We start from the raw sequence: 17,961 nt of genomic DNA, 5'->3' as shown, positions 1-17,961 counted from the left end.
AAACCAAGTTCGGCCAGCAGTTGAGCATGACGCTCAGGGGAGATCCCACGCTCACCCGCCATGATCATTACCGGATCGCCGGGGATCATATGGACGAAGGCAAAAGTGAGAAGAGTGATACCGATAAACGTGGGGATGACGAGTCCCAAACGTCGGAGAATGAACTGCAACATAACCCGGATTCTCTCTAATGACGCACGGCCTGGAACCGTGAGTCTGTATTGCTCACAAATCTTATCCCACGCAAACTGCATCGCGGGTAAAGCATTACGCCGGATGGCGCTGCGCTTATCCGGCCTACACAACACCGGGGCGCAGCGCTTCCTTGATTGCTTTTAATTATTCGACAGAGACGTTTTCGAAGTGATGTTTGCCTAATGGATCAACCACATAGCCTTTAACTTCTTTACGCACTGGCTCGTACACGGTGGAGTGAGCAACAATCAGAGCCGGAGCCTGATCGTGCATAACAACCTGAGCTTGTTTGTACAGTTCGATACGCTTGTTGTGATCGTCGGTGGCACGCGCCGGCTGGATCAAGTCTTCAAACGGCTTGTAGCACCAGCGAGAGTAGTTGGAACCATCTTTCGCTGCCGCACAGCTGAACAGGGTGGCGAAGAAGTTATCCGGATCCCCGTTGTCACCGGTCCAGCCCATCATGACGGCCTGATGCTCACCCGCTTTGGCGCGTTTCAGATACTCGCCCCACTCGTAGGTCACAATCTTGGCCTGAACGCCAATTTTCGCCCAGTCAGCCTGAACCATCTCCGCCATACGGCGTGCGTTCGGGTTGTACGGACGCTGTACCGGCATTGCCCACAGCTCAACGGTAAAGCCTTTGTCCTGACCGGCTTCTTTTAGCAGCGCTTTCGCTTTCTCAGGATCGTAACTGTAGTCTTTAATGTCATCGTTATAGCCCCACATAGTCGGTGGGATCAGGTTCTTCGCGGCCACGCCAGCGCCCTGATAAACGGCTTTGATGATCGCTTCTTTGTTTACCGCGTAAGTCAGCGCCTGACGAACTTTGACGTCATCAAACGGTTTCTTCTCGGTGTTGTAGGAGAGGTAGCCCACGTTCAGACCAGCCTGCTCCATCAGGTTGATGTTTTTATCCTGCTTCATACGCGCGATGTCTGCCGGGTTTGGATACGGCATCACCTGGCACTCATTCTTCTGCAGTTTGGCGTAACGTACGGAAGCATCAGGCGTAATAGAGAAGACCAGACGGTCGATCTGCGGCTTAGTACCCCAGTAGCCCGGGAAAGCTTTATACAGAATACGGGAGTCTTTCTGGTATTGCTGCAGTTGGAACGGACCGGTACCAATTGGGTTGAGGTCTACTTTCTCCGGGGAACCGGCTTTCAGCATGTTATCTGCGTATTCTTTAGAAAGAATAGAAGCGAAGTCCATCGCCAGATCGGCCAGGAAAGGAGCTTCCGGACGCGTCAGTACGAACTGAACGGTTTTATCGTCCACTTTTTTCACTTCGGAGATCAGATCTGGCAGACCCATCCCTTCGAAGTATTCATAACTGCCGCCAGAGACTTTGTGGTACGGGTTCTGGGCATTTTTCTGACGATCGAACGAGAACACCACGTCATCGGCGTTAAAATCGCGCGTCGGTTTGAAATCTTTATTGTCCTGCCACTTCACGCCCTGGCGCAGGTGGAAGGTGTAGGTTTTACCGTCTTCGCTGATTTCCCACTTCTCAGCAAGGCCCGGGATCACTTCGGTGGTACCGATTTTGAATTCAACCAGGCGGTTATAGATCGGTACGGAGCTGGCATCATAGGTGGTGCCAGAGGTGAAAAGCTGCGGGTTAAAGCCTTCAGGAGATCCTTCTGAACAATAAACCAGAGTTTTAGCCTGTACGCTTGCTGCGACGGTCATGGCCACCAGGCTCAGACCAAGCTTCAGCATCCCTGACTTCTTCAAGGAAATACTCATTCTTCTGCTCCAAATGTGATGTTTGTTGTTTTACCCTTTGCAGTGGGTTTGCACCGCCTGGCCTTTTTTGTTTTTTACCCGGCCGGGTCGGCGTTAAGAGGATGGGGATTCCGTTCACATAAGCGACTGAGTTGCAGTGCGGATTCTCCATGAAATGCCCCTCATGCCCTACAATCTGTCAACAGAATGTGAAAACGTCAATACAGGTAACCGTGATTTACACCAACGGTGAGAATTGACAAACAAAGATTAAAAAAAGTGCAGACGGCTATTTTCAGCAGGGAAATTTGTGCTACGCGCTCTGTACCAGAATAAATATCTTAATATTTAGCAACATTTGGTGATTAACATTTATGCAAATTCTTAAAACTTTCTAAATTAATGCTGCATATCTGAGCGATTAATACCATGAACGTTAAAACGCACAGCGGAAAATGCCAGGTTCAGCCATAAGTAGCGCAAAAAAAGTTTCATGCAAATATAAAAAAAGGCAATGGAATATGTCACAGAATCGTTAACAGTCAGTGGGAAGTGGCGCACAATTTTTGTAGACAAAATGAAGGTCAAAGATGGGATTGGAAACGCCATACACGCCGGGGTGAAACTGAGCCTGTAGGCCGGATAGAGGATTACTCGCCACTGCGTGGCTCGCCCTGCGGGCCGTTGCTGGCGCAACGTTCTCTCGCTACGCTCGAGTCGAACCTCTTGCCCCCGGAGGTTCTCATCCTCACGGGCCATAATGCAAAAAACCCTGCTCGTTGAGCAGGGTTTTAAATTTGGTCGGTGATAGAGGATTCGAACCTCCGACCCCTTCGTCCCGAACGAAGTGCGCTACCAGGCTGCGCCAATCACCGAATGCGGGGCGCATCTTACTGCTCAGCAGCGCGCCCGTCAATCCCTTAGCATCAAAATGGCATTTAATCGGCGAGAAAGTCAGCAGCCTCCGTTACTGGGCTGCAACCTTCTTCGCGTCCGGGATACGGCACCAGTTGTTATTCTCGTTAATACCGCCATTTGGCGAGGTATAACCAAGGCAACCTAAAATAGTGTCGTACAGCTCCACGTGACGACGCGGCACCTTCATATCCGCTTCTTGCTTCAGATGGGCGAACGCCTTCGCATGATCGGGGTCTTCCAGATACTTGTCAGACATCCACACCAGCATAGGAACGCGGAACTGCTCAGGCGGCGCCATTTTACGCGGCGTCCCGTGCAGGTGCTCACGCTCGTTAATTGACTCACCGTGATCGGCAGCGTAGAACACTATCGCTTTCTTATCGCGCAGTTGATCAAATACTTGAGTGATAAAGTGATCAACATAAGTTACCGAGTTATCGAATGAGTTGATCATCTCCGCTTTTGAGCAGCCGCTATCAACATTGACGCATTCCGGCTTCCACTGTGCATATTCACGGGTGTAGCGCTGCGTATAGTTAAAATGCGATCCTTTGGTATGCAGAATAATCAGGTGCTTACTACCGTCATCGTTCTGCTGCAGAGACTGCTGCATCTCGGGAATCAACAGCATGTCATCAACGTTTTTGCCACGGTTACGCGGCTCAGCGCCGATCTGCTCACGGTAGGAGATATTCTCCGCCATGGTATTACTGTAAAACCACATCTCGCTTTGCATGGCGTAGAGATCTGTCTTGAACCCTAGCTGAGTAAGCACGGCAAAAACGTTTTGTTCTTTCAGCGTACGCTGCGGATTTTCTTCCGCCCCACCCTCACGGACAAACATGCAGCGCAGAGAAAGTTTGGTTGCCGTATCGCAGGAATATCCGCGGAATGCGGCCAGATTTTTCTCCTGGGCGAGCCTTGGCGTGGTATTTCGCTCATAGCCAAAAATTCCCATATGATCCCAGCGGGTCGTTTCCCCGATAATAAAGACCACATAGGTGTCGTCGAGGTTCTTCGGCGCGACATAGGTAAACTTTTTGGCCGGGTTCATCAGCGATTTGTTATCTGATGACTCATCCACCTGCGCCCAGGCGTACAGGCCCAACGCTGAGAGCCAGTTTGACGGCAAATAAGAGTTCGCCACAACCCCGCCATAGCTGGGTAGATCGATGCCGGTTTCCCGTTCAACGCTTCTCTGTTGCATGCTCAACAGGCGAATCGGCACCCACACCATCAGGCCTGCCAGTAACACCACCGCCACGCTACGCCATCTCATGCCCGGCGTACGAATCTGTCTCATTAGCGTATAGCGGCAGCGGTTACTCCAAATAAGAACCAACGGCACAATACTGACTGAAACCAGCCACACGATAAAATGCCAGCCGACGACTTCTTTAGATAAATCAATATCCGTGGTCATGACGGAGGCAATAATACCATAGCCAATTACCACGTTCAGGAAGGTCATATAATAACTGGCGCCGGCAGAACACAGCACCACAAAGGTTGCCAGCACACGCCAGACCCGTCGTCCGAATAAAGAGAGAAGACGTAATAAAAAGAAGGTCACCAGCACAGTGCCAGCTAATTCAACAACCGCAGAGAGTCCTTTCCAGACGGTGAATTCGTGCGCATATCCGCTAAAGCGACGGAAAAATACAGCACAGTTCATAAACAAACCGATATAGATTGCCAGCAAGAAACTGAGTTTCTGCTGCGTCATCGACTTAATGTATCTCATGCAAACAAACCCTGGGGATCGGGATAAAAACTCCCTGTGCAGCGGCCAAACAGACCAAACAGGGGAAAAATGCGACAACAGCAGAGGTGAAATCTACGGGCGCGGGTAAGTAGACCACAGGAGGGAAGAAAAGTGCTTATAGAGAATGCAAATGACGCATATATTTTTGTAAATATATGCGCCAGGTATTAATCAGGCTACTAATAGATTTAGGCGTGCGCCTCAGTATATACGCTACGTTGCGGCTGGCGAATAGTGGTGGAAAGTGCCAGCGAGATGATTAACAGCGCAAAGATAACGCAGAAGGTCACATAGAATCCGCCAAACAGCGAGGCGATAATGGAACCACAAATACTGCCGATACCGAAGCCCAGGTAAATAACCCCGTAGTTTTTAGCCAGGTTATTGAGACCAAAGAACTCACTCACCAGTGACGGGAACACGGTGATGGTGCCGCCAAAGTTAAATGCCACGCAGGCAATCGCCGCAAAGAACGTAACGTCATTGAGCGGGGCGAACAGCAGTGCCGCCATACCGACCAGCGAAACAACCTGACCAATGGTGATAACACGAATACGAGAGATTTTGTCGGACAGAATACCCAGTACCAGACGGCCTGACAGGTTAGCGATGGAGATGACGGTCACTGCATTTGCCGCCGTGGCTACGTCCATATGCGCCAGGCTCTGTGCAATATCTTTCGCCACGCCAATTACATACAGCCCGCTCATACATGCAGTCAGGAACATCACGGCCAGCATCCAGTACTGTGGTTTACGCATGGACTGCGCCAGAGTGTAGTCGTTCTCGACCACGCCATTTTTCGCCTTCACTTCCTGATTCGGCGCATCTTTCATCAGCATGGAGCCAAAGACGATCATCACCAGCACAATTGCGCCCCAGATCATAAAGGTTTTTTCCAGACCCACGGTGCTGAGCAGTTGGCTGTCGATGAATTTAAAACCGAGGCTACCCAGGCCATAAGAGCCGATGGCAAAGGCGGAAATCAGCCCCTTACGCTCAGGGAACCATTTTACGCAGTTGGAAAGGGTTAACAGGTATCCTGCGCCATCCGCCAGGCCGACCAGTACACCGGCGCTCAACCACAGCATAATCAGGCTGTCAGAGTGGGCGGTTAAGAAGAAGCCGACGCCCAGTAAGATACCGGAGGCCATAGTGACGCGTTTCACGCCAAAACGTTCTTGCAGTTTTCCGGCGACGGAAGAAGAAATCGCCAACCCCAGGCTCAGCAAACCAAAGGAAAATGCAACCTGACTCACCGGCGCGTCCAGTTTAGAAGAGAGCGCGCCATTAAACAGGCTCCAGGTATAAACAGAACCTAAGGCAAATTGGGTAATGATGGTGCCGATCAGTGTCAGCCAACGGGTGCGCTGATAATCAGAAGTTTTCATGGCAGTCTTCCTGCATAAGCAAAATGGGAAATTCTCTGCCAACAACCATACCGAAGCGCCATTTATACCAGGAAAAAACGGCATGAAATGCCGCCAGGACGGAATGAAATGCCTGGATTGCGGAATGAATGACGAGACAAAAAGTCGGGATACTGAATTTTATCGCAAGAGTTAGTACACACTATCGCTGAAAGGCGTGTGATTATTGATCCTAATATGTAACTAAGATGTATAACCAATGATTTCTTTCGTTAAAATTTAGCGCTAACCCCCATGGTGTACATATAGTCGCTATTGTTGGTACTGTTTTCTGCCTGAGAAAGTGCGGCGTAAGCCGCCATATGCGGGTTCAACAGCATATCCGCGCCGACGGTAACATCCAGCCAGTTACCGTCCTGTCCTGCTGTCGTCATGCGGCTGAGGCCCGACTGCGCCTTCCAGATATTCTCGCCAAACTGTTGGTTATAGCTGATTTGCGCCCATGGACGCACATCACCGAACTGCGAATTGACTCGCCAGCCTAACGTGCTGACGCTGGCATGCCACAACGGATCGGTCGGTGTTATCGAGGTCGCGCTATCACCAAACTCGTTGTAGGTAGACGTGGTCGAGCCGTCATAATGTAAGGCGGCGACCGGTCCGGTCGTTACCTGTCTGGAAAGCGGAAAGTTCCAGCCCATACTCATGCCGCTGGTCGTATCCATCAGCGTCTGATCGGCCAGATTCACCACCGGACCCGCCACGTTCTGCGTAGAACGAATACGTTCCTCCAGAATGTCGTTATAACGTGGTTGGTGATCGCTGTCCCATGTATAACGTTCAGCCGTATGCCCTGACATCGCATCAACGATATATTCTTGTTGCCAGCCATATGCTGTATTGATGGACAGCGCACAAACTACGACGCTCGCCAGAGTTAACCTTTGGCGACCACTACTGTTTCTTATAATCATCAACGCGACTCCAGAAAAGAGCCGAATTCGGCGATATTATTGTCATTGTGTGTAGGAAATCGGGCCCATCAGGCCCTGTATTAAATATTGTCTTTTTAGCTGGCGCGTCAAGGCGGGCCGAATGAAATTTTTACGCCAGTAAAAACAGCGAGGAAGAATATGCAGCGTTGCGGATGGGTCAGCCAGGACCCACTTTACATTGCCTATCACGACAAGGAATGGGGCGTCCCCGAAACCGATGGCAAGAAGCTGTTTGAAATGATCTGCCTGGAAGGCCAGCAGGCGGGATTATCATGGATTACCGTACTGAAGAAACGGGAAAATTATCGCCACGCCTTCCACCATTTTGATCCGGAAAAAGTGGCAGCCATGACAGAAGAGGATGTGGAAAGGCTGGTACAGGATGCCGGCATTATTCGCCATCGCGGAAAAATTCAGGCCATTATCGGTAACGCTCGCGCCTTTCTGACCATGGCGCAAAACGGTGAACCGTTTAGCGAGTTCGTCTGGTCATTTGTTGATAACCAACCGCAAGTGACCTGCGCCGCCAACCTGAGCGATATCCCCACCTCAACGCCTGCGTCAGATGCTCTGTCTAAGGCATTAAAAAAACGCGGGTTTAAGTTTGTCGGCACCACCATCTGTTACTCCTTTATGCAGGCCTGTGGTCTGGTCAACGACCATATCACCAGTTGCATCTGTTACCCAGGGACACAACATGATTCGTGAATCTAAAGCTGACGATCTGCCGTCAATTCTGGCGCTGTGGATGGAAAGCACGATCCATGCCCATCCGTTTATCGACGAACGCTACTGGCGCGAAAGTGAACCCGTCGTGCGTGATGTATACCTGCCCGCCGCGCAAACCTGGGTGTGGGAAGAGGAAGGTGTACTCAAAGGCTTTGTCAGCGTGATTGACGAACGCTTTCTTGGCGCGTTGTTTGTCGCGCCAGCGGCCATCAGAAGCGGAATTGGCACAGCGCTGGTGCGGCATGTCCAGCAGCGCTTTTCCCTGCTCAGCCTGGAGGTCTACCAGAAGAATCAGTCAGCGGTAAACTTCTACCATGCGCTGGGTTTTCGCATTGAAGACGGCGCATGGCAGGAAGAGACTCACCACCCCACGTGGATTATGGGCTGGCAGGCGGATCAAACGCCGTAAGCGTCAGGGCGGGTCCATTGTATTTTTCGAGCCACGCCAGCGCGGTGTTGCCCGCGCAGCCATTCCCCAGCTTCGAGCTGGGGAGATCTTTGGTCAGCACATTGACGGCGCCATTTTTACAAATACCACCGGCAGTAAGATCCAAATCAGGCCAGGCGCCTTCATGAATGCAGATGACGCCAGGTTTGATCCCTGTCGTCACGACTGCACCCGCCAGAATTTGCCCACGCGGGTTCCACACCCTCACCGTGTCGCCATGCTTAATACCACGAGCGTTGGCGTCCTGCGGATGGATCGTAACGGGCTCACGATCCGCCACCGCATACTGCTCACGCAACGCACTGTAATTCAACTGGCTGTGCAAACGGTGCGCCGGATGGGCGGAAAGCAGCTGTAACTGACCCGGCTCGGCGTTACCAAACCACTCATCAGGCGCCAGCCACATCGGGTGTCCCGCACAATCCGCATAGCCGTAACCCGCAATCCTTGCGGAGTAGATTTCAATTTTTCCGCTGTCCGTTTTCAGCGGATGCGCCTGTGGGTCGCGGCGAAAATCCGCAAACCGAATAAATTGCGCGTTGGCGGGGTTTTCCGGCATTTCGATCAGGGCGTTGCGCTGCCAAAACTCGGTGAAGGGCGGCAGTGTAACCTGCTGGCTGGCCCCGCGCTGCCCGGCAATATTATAAAAGGTCTCCAGCCACGCCAGCTCGCTTTTACCTTCGGTGAAGCGTTCATACCCGCCCTTTTCCCAGCGCTCGCTCAGTTTGGCAAAAACATCAAAATCATTGCGCGCCTCATACTGCGGCGGCACAACCTGCTTCATCGGCACCAGGTGCTGGTTGCTGTAATCACCCGTCATGGTGAGGTCGTTGCGCTCAAACGAGGTGGTCGCCGGTAATACGATATCGGCATGCTTAGCTGCGGCGGTCCAGAAACACTCCGAGATAACCACCAGCTCCGGTTTTTGCCAGGCGCGAATCAGACGGTTGGTGTCCTGGTGATGAGTAAAGTTGGCCCCGCCGGCCCACCACAACATGCGGATGTCCGGGAAATGCCGGTCCATTCCATTGTGCTGGTAAAAACCCTCGGGGTTCTCCAGCGCTTCGACAATTCGCGCCACCGGGATTTTATCCACCGCGTCGGTGCCGCCTTTAACGCTGGCCTGCATTGAAGCCAATACAGCGGCACGACGCGTTGGGTTACCGCCGTTAGCAAAATGGTACGACAGCCCAAAGCCACCGCCAGGTGTGCCGATTTGCCCGAGCATGGCGGCCAGGGTGACAATCATCCAGTGTTTCTGCTCGCCATACTGTTGGCGCTGCATCCCCCACCCCGCCATCAGCATGGTGGTGTTTTGGTGAAATATCGCCGCCAGTTCGCGTATTTTTTCCGCTGTTATCCCACAAATTTCAGCAGCCCACTCTGCCGTTTTTGCGACATTATCAGTTTTACCCAGCAGATAGTCGGCAAGGCGGTCATAACCGGTGGTACAGCGGGCGAGAAAGTCCGCGTCGTGCCAGCCGTTTTCCACCAGCGTATGCGCGATGCCCAGCATCAGCGCCACGTCGGTTCCCATATGCGGGGCGATCCATTCCATCTTATCGCCAAAGAAATCCACGCTTTCCGATCGCATCGGATCGATACAGATCAAACGTTTGCCGCTATCACGCAATGCCTCGAAGTAAGCGAGACCCTGTTCGTCGGAAGCATTCCAGGCAATCTTCAGGGTATTCAGCGGATTGGCGCTCCATAACACCACCACATCGCTGTGTTCCAGCACGACAGGCCAGCTGGTCTGTTGCTGGTAAACTTCGTTACCGCCCACCACGTACGGCATGATGGCCTGCGCGGCGCCCGTGGAGTAATCCCCCAGATGCCCGGTATAACCCCCCGCCAACGCCATGTAGCGCTGTAACAGGGTCGCGGCTTTATGTAACACACCGTTGGAGCGCCAGCCGTAGGAACCAGCGAAAATCGAGGCCGGGCCATAGCTGTCACGGATGCGTTTATGCTGCGTATGGATAAGCGTCAGCGCGTCATCCCAACTGACGCGAACAAACTCATCCTGCCCGCGCACGCCTTGTGGGCTTTCCGGCGAGACGAGGAAGCCTTTACGTACCATCGGAAAACGTACCCGCGTTTTACTGTGTACCTGGTCACGCACCACAGTTTGCAAAGAGTTGGGATGAGTGGTGGGCAATGCGCCACGGGAGGAGAAAACGGTCTCGCCATCGGTTTCGACGAGAATAGGTCCCCAGTGGGCGGCGGTTAACACTGAGTAGTGTGCGGGTGAATTAGCCAAGATGGCGCTCCTGAATACGATGTGGCGGCTTATTTATTCTGCCGTTCAATGTTACTTACAAATTTCAGAGTCTTCCCTGGAATTTTCTTCATGTTCACACGTCATAATCAACCGCCACCGTCGCTGTGGCAAAGAAGAATAAGTCATTAAGGAATTGAGATGAAGAAACGTGTTTTTGTTATTGCTGCCATCGTGAGCGGCGCCCTGGCGGTTTCTGGCTGCACAACAAACCCTTACACCGGCGAACGCGAAGCGGGTAAATCCGGCATTGGCGCAGGCATTGGCTCTCTGGTCGGCGCAGGTATTGGCGCACTCTCGTCTTCGAAGAAAGATCGCGGCAAGGGCGCACTGATTGGCGCAGCGGCTGGCGCGGCCGTTGGCGGTGGTATCGGCTATTACATGGATGTGCAGGAAGCAAAACTGCGCGAAAAAATGCAGGGAACCGGCGTCAGCGTGACGCGTAGTGGCGATAACATCATTCTGAACATGCCAAACAACGTCACCTTCGACAGCAGTAGCGCTAACCTGAAACCTGCCGGGGCTAACACCCTGACCGGCGTGGCCATGGTCCTGAAAGAGTACAATAAAACCGCGGTTAACGTGCTGGGCTTCACCGACAGCACCGGCAGCCAGGATCTGAATATGCGTCTGTCGCAGCAGCGTGCGGACTCCGTCGCCAGCGCCTTGATCACTCAAGGGGTCGCGGCTAACCGTATCCGCACTCAGGGTATGGGTCCGGCAAACCCAATCGCCAGCAACAGCACGGCGGAAGGTAAGGCGCAGAACCGCCGCGTAGAGATCACCTTAAGCCCGATCCAGTAACGTTTTGAGCCGGAGACAGGCTGCGCCCGATCCGGCATGAAGCACTTGCCATCGTTGATTTTCGCGTTAAGGTGTTGTCACCAAATTCAGGGAAATCAGCGATGAGCAAATCAACACGGGCAACCATCAGCGATGTGGCAAAGGCCGCAAAAACCGGCAAGACCAGCATTTCACGCTACCTCAACGGTGAAAAGCACCTGCTTTCCGACGCGCTGCTGGCCCGCATTGAACAAGCCATTGCCGATCTCGACTACCGACCCAGCCTGATGGCGCGCGGCCTGAAACACGGTCGCACCCGCCTGATTGGCCTGATCATCGCAGATATTACCAATCCCTACTCCGTCAACGTATTAAGCGGAATTGAAGCCGCCTGTCGCGATAAAGGCTTTACCCCGCTGGTATGTAACACCAACAACGAAGTGGATCAGGAGTTGCACTATCTTGACCTGTTGCGCAGTTACCAGGTCGAAGGGATTGTGGTCAACGCCGTTGGGATGCGCGAAGAGGGGCTGAACCGCCTGCAACAGTCTGCGCTACCGATGGTACTAATTGATCGTAAAATACCTGATTTCGCCTGTGATATGGTCGGACTGGATAACACCCAGGCCGCAACGATTGCCACGGAACACCTGCTTGAACAAGGCTTTGAAGCCATTCTGTTTCTCAGCGAACCACTCGGCATGGTGAATACCCGCCGCGAACGTCTGAGCGCCTTTCGCGCCACGCTCGCACGCTACCCCGGCGTTATCGCGCAAAATGCCGAAGTTCCGCTAACGGACAATGCGCAACTGGATGACACGCTGCGCCAGTTCCACCAGCAGCATCGAGGCATGCGCAAAGCCGTTATCTCCGCCAACGGCGCCCTCACGCTACAGGTTGCCCGCGCCCTGAAGCGCATTGGCCTCAACTGGGGCAGCGATATCGGCCTGCTCGGGTTTGACGAGCTGGAATGGGCCGAGCTGGCGGGTGTCGGCATTACCACGCTGAAACAACCCACCTGGCAGATTGGCTACACCGCCGTGGAACAGGTTGTACGCCGGATCGATGGCGGTTCTGATGCCATTCAGGAGCAGGTTTTCTCTGGTGAACTGATCGTGCGCGGATCTACCGCCCGTTAAATTTCCTTCGTGATGGTGATCATAAATTCAGCATCATGGGCTTTTCTTTGGAACCGGTTCCATCTAGCGTTATAGCAAGAACGCTGGTTATGGAGTTTCCATGAAAAGAAAAATTATGGTGGTCACCGCCGCCTACGGCTATGAGCAGGTCCGCGCTGCGGGTGGACAAACCGCCATGCTGCCCATCATTGCTGAAGCCGGTGCTGACGGCGTCGAAATTCGCCGCGAGATGTTAACTGACACCGAACTCACCACACTGTCAACGATGGCCTCAGCGATCGAAATCTTCTGCCTGCTGGCCTGTTATTCAGCGCCTGAGCCACTGTTCCTTGAGGACGGTAACCTCAATCCCCGTCTTCCGGCGTTACTCGCGGAAGCGCAGGCCCTGCAAGCGCTGTGGTTAAAAGTCTCCCTTGGTCATTTTTCCCATACCGGCCAGTTCGACGTTTTACGTACATGGCTGGCTGACAGCGGGATGGAGCTGGTTGTCGAAAACGATCAGACCGCCTGCGGACGCCTGCAGCCGATGCAGTGCTTTAACGAAGCCTGCCAGACGCAAAACCTGCCGATATCGCTGACCTTTGATATGGGCAACTGGCTGTGGGTTGGTGACTCCCCGGAAGAGGCGGCGAAAAACCTGGCGCCAACCGTGGGATACATCCATGTCAAAGCCGCGGTTACACATCGCGACAGCTACCGCGCAGTGCCGCCTGATGCCGCCGAACCGCGCTGGCTGGCGCTGTTAAAAACGCTGCCTGACGATGTTCCGCGCGGCATCGAGTTTCCCCTGGAAGGGCAGGATTTGACGGCGGTTACCCGCCATTACGTCGAGCTGTTACGCGAGGAGTAACGCATGAAGAATTCACTGGATGTGGTCACCATTGGTGAAGCGATGGCGATGTTTGTCGCCACGCAAACCGGCGACCTGGCGGATGTAGAGCAATTTATCAAGCGCGTGGCAGGCGCTGAACTCAACGTGGCGACCGGTCTTGCTCGTTTGGGTCTGAATGTCGGCTGGGTAAGCCGCGTAGGTAACGACAGTTTTGGCCGTTTTATTATTAAGTCGCTGGAAAAAGAAGGGATTAATGCGCAGGGAGTCACCCAGGATGAGCGCTTCGCTACCGGCTTTCAGCTCAAATCTAAGGTCGAAAATGGAACCGATCCCATTGTGGAGTACTTCCGTAAAGGGTCCGCAGCCAGCCATCTCAGTATTGAGGATTACCACGAGGACTATTTTGCCAGCGCACGTCACTTGCACCTGAGCGGCGTGGCAGCCGCGCTTTCCGCCAGCTCCTATGAACTTCTGGCGCATACCGCCCGCACGCTGAAAGCCCAAGGGAAAACCATCTCCTTTGACCCGAATTTGCGTCCGGTGCTGTGGAAAAGCGAAGCCGAGATGGTGGAAAAACTGAACCGGCTGGCATTCCAGGCTGACTGGGTTTTGCCTGGTCTAAAAGAGGGAATGATTCTCACCGGACAACAAACGCCTGAAGCCATCGCCGACTTTTATCTGCGCCATGGGGTGAAGGCAGTCATTATCAAAACCGGGGCAGATGGCGCCTGGTACAAAACCGCCAGCGGCGAGCACGGCTGCGTCGCACCGGTAAAAGTCGACAACGTGGTTGATACGGTCGGCGCTGGCGATGGCTTTGCCGTGGGCGTGATCAGCGCTCTGCTGGAAGGCCGCTCGCTGCATCAGGCGGTGACCCGCGGCAATAAAATTGGCGCACTGGCCATTCAGGTTCAGGGCGACAGCGAAGGATTACCCACACGTGAACAATTAGGGGAATAACCCCCCGGCCAACTCTGTACCCTACATACAGAGGCGGCGTATCAGCATAATCAGAGGGCAGTCTATGAATAGCTCAACCAATGCAGCAAAACGCTGGTGGTACATCATGCCAATCGTGTTTATCACGTATAGCCTGGCGTACCTTGACCGCGCGAACTTCAGCTTCGCCTCCGCCGCAGGCATTAACGAGGATCTCGGCATTACCAAAGGGATCTCTTCCCTGCTGGGCGCTCTGTTTTTCCTTGGCTATTTCTTCTTCCAGATCCCGGGTGCAATTTACGCCGAGCGTCGCAGCGTACGAAAACTGATTTTTGTCTGCCTGATCCTGTGGGGGGCTTGCGCCTCGTTAACCGGGATGGTCAGCAATATTCCGATGCTGGCCGCTATCCGCTTTATTCTTGGCGTCGTTGAAGCTGCCGTGATGCCCGCAATGCTGATTTACATCAGCAACTGGTTTACGAAATCCGAGCGTTCACGCGCTAACACCTTCTTAATCCTCGGTAACCCGGTGACTGTCTTATGGATGTCCGTCGTTTCCGGTTATCTCATTCAGGCGCTGGGCTGGCGGGAAATGTTCATCATCGAGGGCTTCCCGGCCATCATCTGGGCGTTCTGCTGGTGGGTACTGGTAAAAGACAAACCGTCTCAGGTCGGCTGGCTGTCGGAATCCGAAAAAGCTGCGCTTCAGGCCCAACTGGAACAAGAGCAACAAGGGATCAAAGCCGTGCGTAACTACGGTGAGGCCTTCCGCTCACGTAACGTCATCCTGCTGTGTATGCAGTATTTCGCCTGGAGTATTGGCGTCTACGGTTTTGTGCTGTGGCTGCCGTCCATCATTCGCAACGGTGGCGCAAATCTGGGGATGGTGGAAGTTGGCTGGCTGTCATCCGTACCGTATCTGGCGGCGACGGCAGCGATGATTCTCGTCTCCTGGGCCTCTGATAAACTGCAAAATCGTAAGCTGTTTGTCTGGCCGCTGTTACTGATTGCCGCTTTCGCCTTTATCGGCTCCTGGGCCGTTGGTGCAGATCACTTCTGGGTGTCCTACACGCTGCTGGTTATTGCGGGCGCGGCAATGTACGCCCCATATGGTCCCTTCTTCGCCATCATTCCTGAAATGCTGCCGCGCAACGTGGCCGGTGGCGCCATGGCGCTGATTAACAGCATGGGCGCATTAGGCTCATTCTTTGGTTCCTGGTTTGTCGGCTACCTCAATGGCGCAACCGGCAGCCCATCCGCCTCGTACATTTTTATGGGGGTAGCGCTTTTTGCCTCAGTATGGCTAACTCTCATTGTTAAGCCTGCTAATAATCAACAGCTACCTGTTGGCGCACGCCACGCTTAAATTTTAACTTACGGAGATCCGCATGAAGCCGTCCATTATTCTCTATAAAGCGTTACCTGACGATTTACTGCATCGCCTGGAAGAGCATTTTACTGTGACTTCTGTACCGAACCTGCGCCCGGAAACGGTCGCACAGCACGCCGAGGCCTTTGCCAACGCCGAAGGCCTGCTGGGCTCCAGTGAAGCCGTCAATACCGCGCTGTTGGAGAAAATGCCCAGGCTGCGAGCGACATCCACAATTTCCGTAGGCTATGACAACTTCGATGTCGATGCCCTTAATGCGCGTAAGGTGCTGTTGATGCATACGCCAACCGTACTAACGGAAACCGTCGCCGACACGGTGATGGCGCTGATGTTAAGCACCGCTCGCCGTGTGGTGGAAGTTGCTGAACGGGTTAAGTCTGGCGAATGGACCAAAAGTATCGGACCGGACTGGTTTGGTACGGATGTCCACCACAAAACGCTGGGAATTGTCGGCATGGGTCGTATTGGGCTCGCGCTGGCGCAGCGTGCGCATTTCGGCTTTAGCATGCCGATTCTCTATAACGCCCGCCGTCATCATCACGAAGCGGAAGAACGCTTCAACGCGCGTTACTGCGATCTCGACACACTGTTGCAGGAGTCTGATTTTGTCTGCCTGATCCTGCCATTAACCAACGAAACACATCATCTGTTCAGTAGCGAGCAGTTTGCCAAAATGAAGTCTTCCGCCATTTTCATTAATGCCGGACGTGGCCCGGTGGTCGATGAAAAAGCGTTGATTAGCGCTCTGCAAAACGGCGACATTCATGCCGCAGGTCTGGATGTATTTGAGCAGGAGCCAGTAGCGACAGACTCTCCACTGCTGTCACTGCCCAACGTGGTGGCCGTGCCGCACATCGGTTCCGCCACGCACGAAACGCGCTATAACATGGCGGCCTGCGCGGTGGATAACTTAATCGATGCGCTGCAAGGAAGAGTGGAGAAGAACTGCGTCAACCCGCAGGTCGCGCAATAAACAAAAGGCCGGGTAGCGCTCACGCTTACCCGGCCTTGCATGTATTACAGTACTCTTTTACTGAGTGGCATTCACCGCAGCAGTCCAGGCTTGAGTAAACGCCTGATGCTGAGCAGCCAACGGGCCAATCAACGTGTTGTACTGACTTGCCTGTTGTGAGGTTGGGAACTGGATACCGTTGGCGACAAAGCTCACCTGCGTATCCTGTTGCGCCACAAAATCACCGACCTGCACCAGTTGCTGCGTGAAGATTTGCGCGGCAGGGATCAGCGGCTGTAACGCCTCTGAAGGCGCAGTGACGACTTTATTGTAGACCTGATCAAAGACCGGCTTGAGATCCTCACCCTGCTTCAGCGCACCATGCGCAGCATCTGCCTGCAGTTTCGCATTCTGCAACTGTTGCCCTAACACACCCAGTGCGCCATTTGCCTGACGCAGCGGTTCACGCTGAGTCACATAATCCTGAGGAACACGAATCGCATTTACGCTATCAACGACTGGGCGCAGACCGGAGTCCATCGCCTGATTAATCTGTTGAGAATAGCCATACAGAATCGCGTAATCGGACACAAACGGGCCAAACTGTTTTTTCTGATCGGCGGTCAGCGTTGGTAAACGCTCCCCGCTACGCATTGCAGTATTCTGCAGAAAATCGATAAACGCTTTGCGCTGATCGCCTTCTTTATCAAAACACCCACTCAGGCCAACTACCATTAAGAGCGCCAAAACAGGCGCAAACCAGCGAGAGCAGGACTTACCTGTCGCCATTTTAATACTCCTTTCACCCAAAAATGCGCACAACGACACCCGCGTGCCAGACGTTGACAAGGATAGTCCAGGTCAGGCTCGCAAGATACCCTTTCCGCGTAATCTTGTGAGGGAAAATAACCGCTCCCGCCCCCCTTTTTTTTGCTAAACAATGCGCCATTCAGTACCCAGGGCCATATTTTCGTCATCTTTACAATCGGGAGCGATCGTTCGGAGATCGCGACCTTAATCAGTTTGTTAGCCTGTAAAGGCTTGTCGCTCATACTCTGCTGAAACGAATCCATCACGCAAACCTTAGATCCGACTTCATTTTTTCCGACTACTCTTAAGGAGCTTCGATGAAATTCACGATCCCGCTGTGTGATTTATAGGAGTTCTCAATGGAATACAAAGATCCAATGTTTGAACTGCTGAGCAGTCTGGAGCAGATTGTTTTTAAAGATGTATCGCAGACAGTTACTCTGACGCAAAAAACCAACCCTTTCACCGAATTTGAACAGCTACGACGAGGGACAGGTTTAAAAACAGATGATTTTGCCCGAGTGATGGGCGTGACGGTCGCGATGGTGCATGAATGGGAGTCTAAACGCGTTAAGCCTTCCACTACCGAATTGAAGTTGATGCGCCTGATCCAGGCCGATCCGAGATTAAGTAAGCAGTTGATGGATTGAACTATTTTTTAATTTTGCTGAAGAACGGTCCGGT

18 protein-coding genes, 1 tRNA gene and 1 other RNA gene are annotated in these 17,961 nt (G+C 53.2%); 10 read left to right on the top strand and 10 right to left on the bottom strand.

Going from position 1 to position 17,961, the window contains the following annotated elements; all coding sequences use genetic code 11:
- The 7 genes from KQJ18_RS13385 to KQJ18_RS13355 all read right to left on the bottom strand — a co-directional run.
- Window positions 1-173: peptide ABC transporter permease (locus KQJ18_RS13385; RefSeq protein WP_216422112.1), on the bottom strand; the 173-nt coding region annotated here is incomplete at its 3' end.
- Between the two features lie 166 nt (window positions 174-339).
- Window positions 340-1,947: a dipeptide ABC transporter periplasmic-binding protein DppA gene (dppA, locus tag KQJ18_RS13380; RefSeq protein WP_038635147.1), complete on the bottom strand. Its 1,608-nt coding sequence runs from the start codon at window positions 1,945-1,947 to the stop codon at window positions 340-342.
- Window positions 1,862-2,098, bottom strand: coding sequence for a hypothetical protein (locus KQJ18_RS13375; protein WP_162267364.1), 237 nt, complete (start codon window positions 2,096-2,098; stop codon window positions 1,862-1,864). The genes dppA and KQJ18_RS13375 overlap by 86 nt, the downstream gene beginning before the upstream one ends.
- A gap of 460 nt (window positions 2,099-2,558) precedes the next feature.
- A non-coding RNA gene (locus KQJ18_RS13370) (RtT sRNA) lies at window positions 2,559-2,692 on the bottom strand.
- A gap of 32 nt (window positions 2,693-2,724) precedes the next feature.
- Window positions 2,725-2,801: transfer RNA gene (locus tag KQJ18_RS13365), tRNA-Pro, on the bottom strand.
- Window positions 2,802-2,893: 92 nt separating this feature from the next.
- On the bottom strand, window positions 2,894-4,588 hold the full coding sequence (eptB, locus tag KQJ18_RS13360; protein WP_121529680.1) for a kdo(2)-lipid A phosphoethanolamine 7''-transferase: 1,695 nt from the start codon (window positions 4,586-4,588) through the stop codon (window positions 2,894-2,896).
- Between the two features lie 209 nt (window positions 4,589-4,797).
- Entirely contained in the window at window positions 4,798-6,000 is a 1,203-nt protein-coding gene (locus KQJ18_RS13355) for an MFS transporter (RefSeq protein WP_038635150.1), read from the bottom strand.
- On the opposite strand from KQJ18_RS13355, the gene KQJ18_RS13350 reads away from it, so the two are divergent.
- Window positions 5,999-6,175 carry a hypothetical protein gene (locus tag KQJ18_RS13350; protein ID WP_159121630.1) on the top strand — a complete coding sequence of 59 codons (177 nt, stop codon included), beginning with the start codon at window positions 5,999-6,001 and terminating at the stop codon, window positions 6,173-6,175. The genes KQJ18_RS13355 and KQJ18_RS13350 overlap by 2 nt on opposite strands.
- A 76-nt stretch (window positions 6,176-6,251) precedes the next feature.
- Here KQJ18_RS13350 and KQJ18_RS13345 read toward each other — a convergent pair whose 3' ends face one another.
- Window positions 6,252-6,953: an autotransporter outer membrane beta-barrel domain-containing protein gene (locus KQJ18_RS13345; RefSeq protein WP_038635151.1), complete on the bottom strand. Its 702-nt coding sequence runs from the start codon at window positions 6,951-6,953 to the stop codon at window positions 6,252-6,254.
- 159 nt (window positions 6,954-7,112) lie between these two features.
- Between KQJ18_RS13345 and tag the strand changes: the two genes are divergently transcribed.
- Together tag and KQJ18_RS13335 are read left to right on the top strand one after the other, a co-directional pair.
- Window positions 7,113-7,682 (top strand): DNA-3-methyladenine glycosylase I, encoded by a 570-nt coding sequence (gene tag, locus KQJ18_RS13340; protein ID WP_121529681.1) that lies wholly within the window; start codon window positions 7,113-7,115, stop codon window positions 7,680-7,682.
- Complete coding sequence (locus KQJ18_RS13335; protein ID WP_069323746.1) at window positions 7,672-8,112, top strand: N-acetyltransferase; 441 nt, start codon at window positions 7,672-7,674, stop codon at window positions 8,110-8,112. The genes tag and KQJ18_RS13335 overlap by 11 nt, the downstream gene beginning before the upstream one ends.
- Here KQJ18_RS13335 and KQJ18_RS13330 read toward each other — a convergent pair.
- Window positions 8,081-10,414 (bottom strand): molybdopterin guanine dinucleotide-containing S/N-oxide reductase, encoded by a 2,334-nt coding sequence (locus tag KQJ18_RS13330; protein WP_216422111.1) that lies wholly within the window; start codon window positions 10,412-10,414, stop codon window positions 8,081-8,083. The genes KQJ18_RS13335 and KQJ18_RS13330 overlap by 32 nt on opposite strands.
- Window positions 10,415-10,573: 159 nt before the next feature.
- On the opposite strand from KQJ18_RS13330, the gene KQJ18_RS13325 reads away from it, so the two are divergent.
- The 6 genes from KQJ18_RS13325 (at window position 10,574) to ghrB (ending at window position 16,488) form a co-directional block, all read left to right on the top strand.
- Window positions 10,574-11,236, top strand: coding sequence for an OmpA family lipoprotein (locus tag KQJ18_RS13325; protein WP_003827397.1), 663 nt, complete (start codon window positions 10,574-10,576; stop codon window positions 11,234-11,236).
- A gap of 101 nt (window positions 11,237-11,337) precedes the next feature.
- Window positions 11,338-12,354, top strand: a complete 1,017-nt coding sequence (locus KQJ18_RS13320; protein WP_038635169.1) for a LacI family DNA-binding transcriptional regulator — start codon at window positions 11,338-11,340, stop codon at window positions 12,352-12,354.
- A gap of 100 nt (window positions 12,355-12,454) precedes the next feature.
- The gene (locus tag KQJ18_RS13315; RefSeq protein ID WP_216422110.1) at window positions 12,455-13,204 is read left to right on the top strand and encodes a sugar phosphate isomerase/epimerase; all 750 of its coding nucleotides are present in this window, start codon (window positions 12,455-12,457) and stop codon (window positions 13,202-13,204) included.
- A 3-nt stretch (window positions 13,205-13,207) separates the two neighbouring features.
- A complete protein-coding gene (locus KQJ18_RS13310) occupies window positions 13,208-14,146 on the top strand; it encodes a sugar kinase (RefSeq protein ID WP_216422109.1) in 939 nt (312 codons plus the stop codon).
- Window positions 14,147-14,210: 64 nt separating this feature from the next.
- A complete protein-coding gene (locus tag KQJ18_RS13305; protein ID WP_038635177.1) occupies window positions 14,211-15,491 on the top strand; it encodes an MFS transporter in 1,281 nt (426 codons plus the stop codon).
- A gap of 22 nt (window positions 15,492-15,513) precedes the next feature.
- Window positions 15,514-16,488: a glyoxylate/hydroxypyruvate reductase GhrB gene (gene ghrB / locus KQJ18_RS13300; protein ID WP_038635185.1), complete on the top strand. Its 975-nt coding sequence runs from the start codon at window positions 15,514-15,516 to the stop codon at window positions 16,486-16,488.
- A gap of 57 nt (window positions 16,489-16,545) precedes the next feature.
- Here the strand turns inward: ghrB and KQJ18_RS13295 are convergent, their stop codons facing one another.
- On the bottom strand, window positions 16,546-17,256 hold the full coding sequence (locus KQJ18_RS13295; RefSeq protein WP_038635187.1) for a DUF3053 domain-containing protein: 711 nt from the start codon (window positions 17,254-17,256) through the stop codon (window positions 16,546-16,548).
- Between the two features lie 380 nt (window positions 17,257-17,636).
- Here KQJ18_RS13295 and KQJ18_RS13290 point away from each other — a divergent pair, with 380 nt between their 5' ends.
- On the top strand, window positions 17,637-17,927 hold the full coding sequence (locus KQJ18_RS13290) for an HTH-type transcriptional regulator (RefSeq protein ID WP_003024273.1): 291 nt from the start codon (window positions 17,637-17,639) through the stop codon (window positions 17,925-17,927).
- Window positions 17,928-17,961 lie beyond the last annotated feature (34 nt).

This window comes from Citrobacter sp. S55_ASV_140 (assembly GCF_018919505.1).
Classification (GTDB): domain Bacteria; phylum Pseudomonadota; class Gammaproteobacteria; order Enterobacterales; family Enterobacteriaceae; genus Citrobacter; species Citrobacter werkmanii.
Note: the sequence above shows the minus strand (reverse complement) of the source record. Positions and strands in the feature narration are given on the sequence as shown.

Coding starts and splice junctions, on each gene's coding strand:
- KQJ18_RS13310 (WP_216422109.1), top strand. CDS start 13,208: ATGAAGAATTCACTGGATGTGGTCACCATTGGTGAAGCGATGGCGATG.
- KQJ18_RS13335 (WP_069323746.1), top strand. CDS start 7,672: ATGATTCGTGAATCTAAAGCTGACGATCTGCCGTCAATTCTGGCGCTG.
- KQJ18_RS13320 (WP_038635169.1), top strand. CDS start 11,338: ATGAGCAAATCAACACGGGCAACCATCAGCGATGTGGCAAAGGCCGCA.
- KQJ18_RS13375 (WP_162267364.1), bottom strand. CDS start 2,098: ATGGAGAATCCGCACTGCAACTCAGTCGCTTATGTGAACGGAATCCCC.
- KQJ18_RS13305 (WP_038635177.1), top strand. CDS start 14,211: ATGAATAGCTCAACCAATGCAGCAAAACGCTGGTGGTACATCATGCCA.
- KQJ18_RS13325 (WP_003827397.1), top strand. CDS start 10,574: ATGAAGAAACGTGTTTTTGTTATTGCTGCCATCGTGAGCGGCGCCCTG.
- eptB (WP_121529680.1), bottom strand. CDS start 4,588: ATGAGATACATTAAGTCGATGACGCAGCAGAAACTCAGTTTCTTGCTG.
- KQJ18_RS13350 (WP_159121630.1), top strand. CDS start 5,999: ATGGCAGTCTTCCTGCATAAGCAAAATGGGAAATTCTCTGCCAACAAC.
- KQJ18_RS13295 (WP_038635187.1), bottom strand. CDS start 17,256: ATGGCGACAGGTAAGTCCTGCTCTCGCTGGTTTGCGCCTGTTTTGGCG.
- tag (WP_121529681.1), top strand. CDS start 7,113: ATGCAGCGTTGCGGATGGGTCAGCCAGGACCCACTTTACATTGCCTAT.
- KQJ18_RS13315 (WP_216422110.1), top strand. CDS start 12,455: ATGAAAAGAAAAATTATGGTGGTCACCGCCGCCTACGGCTATGAGCAG.
- KQJ18_RS13345 (WP_038635151.1), bottom strand. CDS start 6,953: ATGATTATAAGAAACAGTAGTGGTCGCCAAAGGTTAACTCTGGCGAGC.
- KQJ18_RS13290 (WP_003024273.1), top strand. CDS start 17,637: ATGGAATACAAAGATCCAATGTTTGAACTGCTGAGCAGTCTGGAGCAG.
- dppA (WP_038635147.1), bottom strand. CDS start 1,947: ATGAGTATTTCCTTGAAGAAGTCAGGGATGCTGAAGCTTGGTCTGAGC.
- ghrB (WP_038635185.1), top strand. CDS start 15,514: ATGAAGCCGTCCATTATTCTCTATAAAGCGTTACCTGACGATTTACTG.
- KQJ18_RS13355 (WP_038635150.1), bottom strand. CDS start 6,000: ATGAAAACTTCTGATTATCAGCGCACCCGTTGGCTGACACTGATCGGC.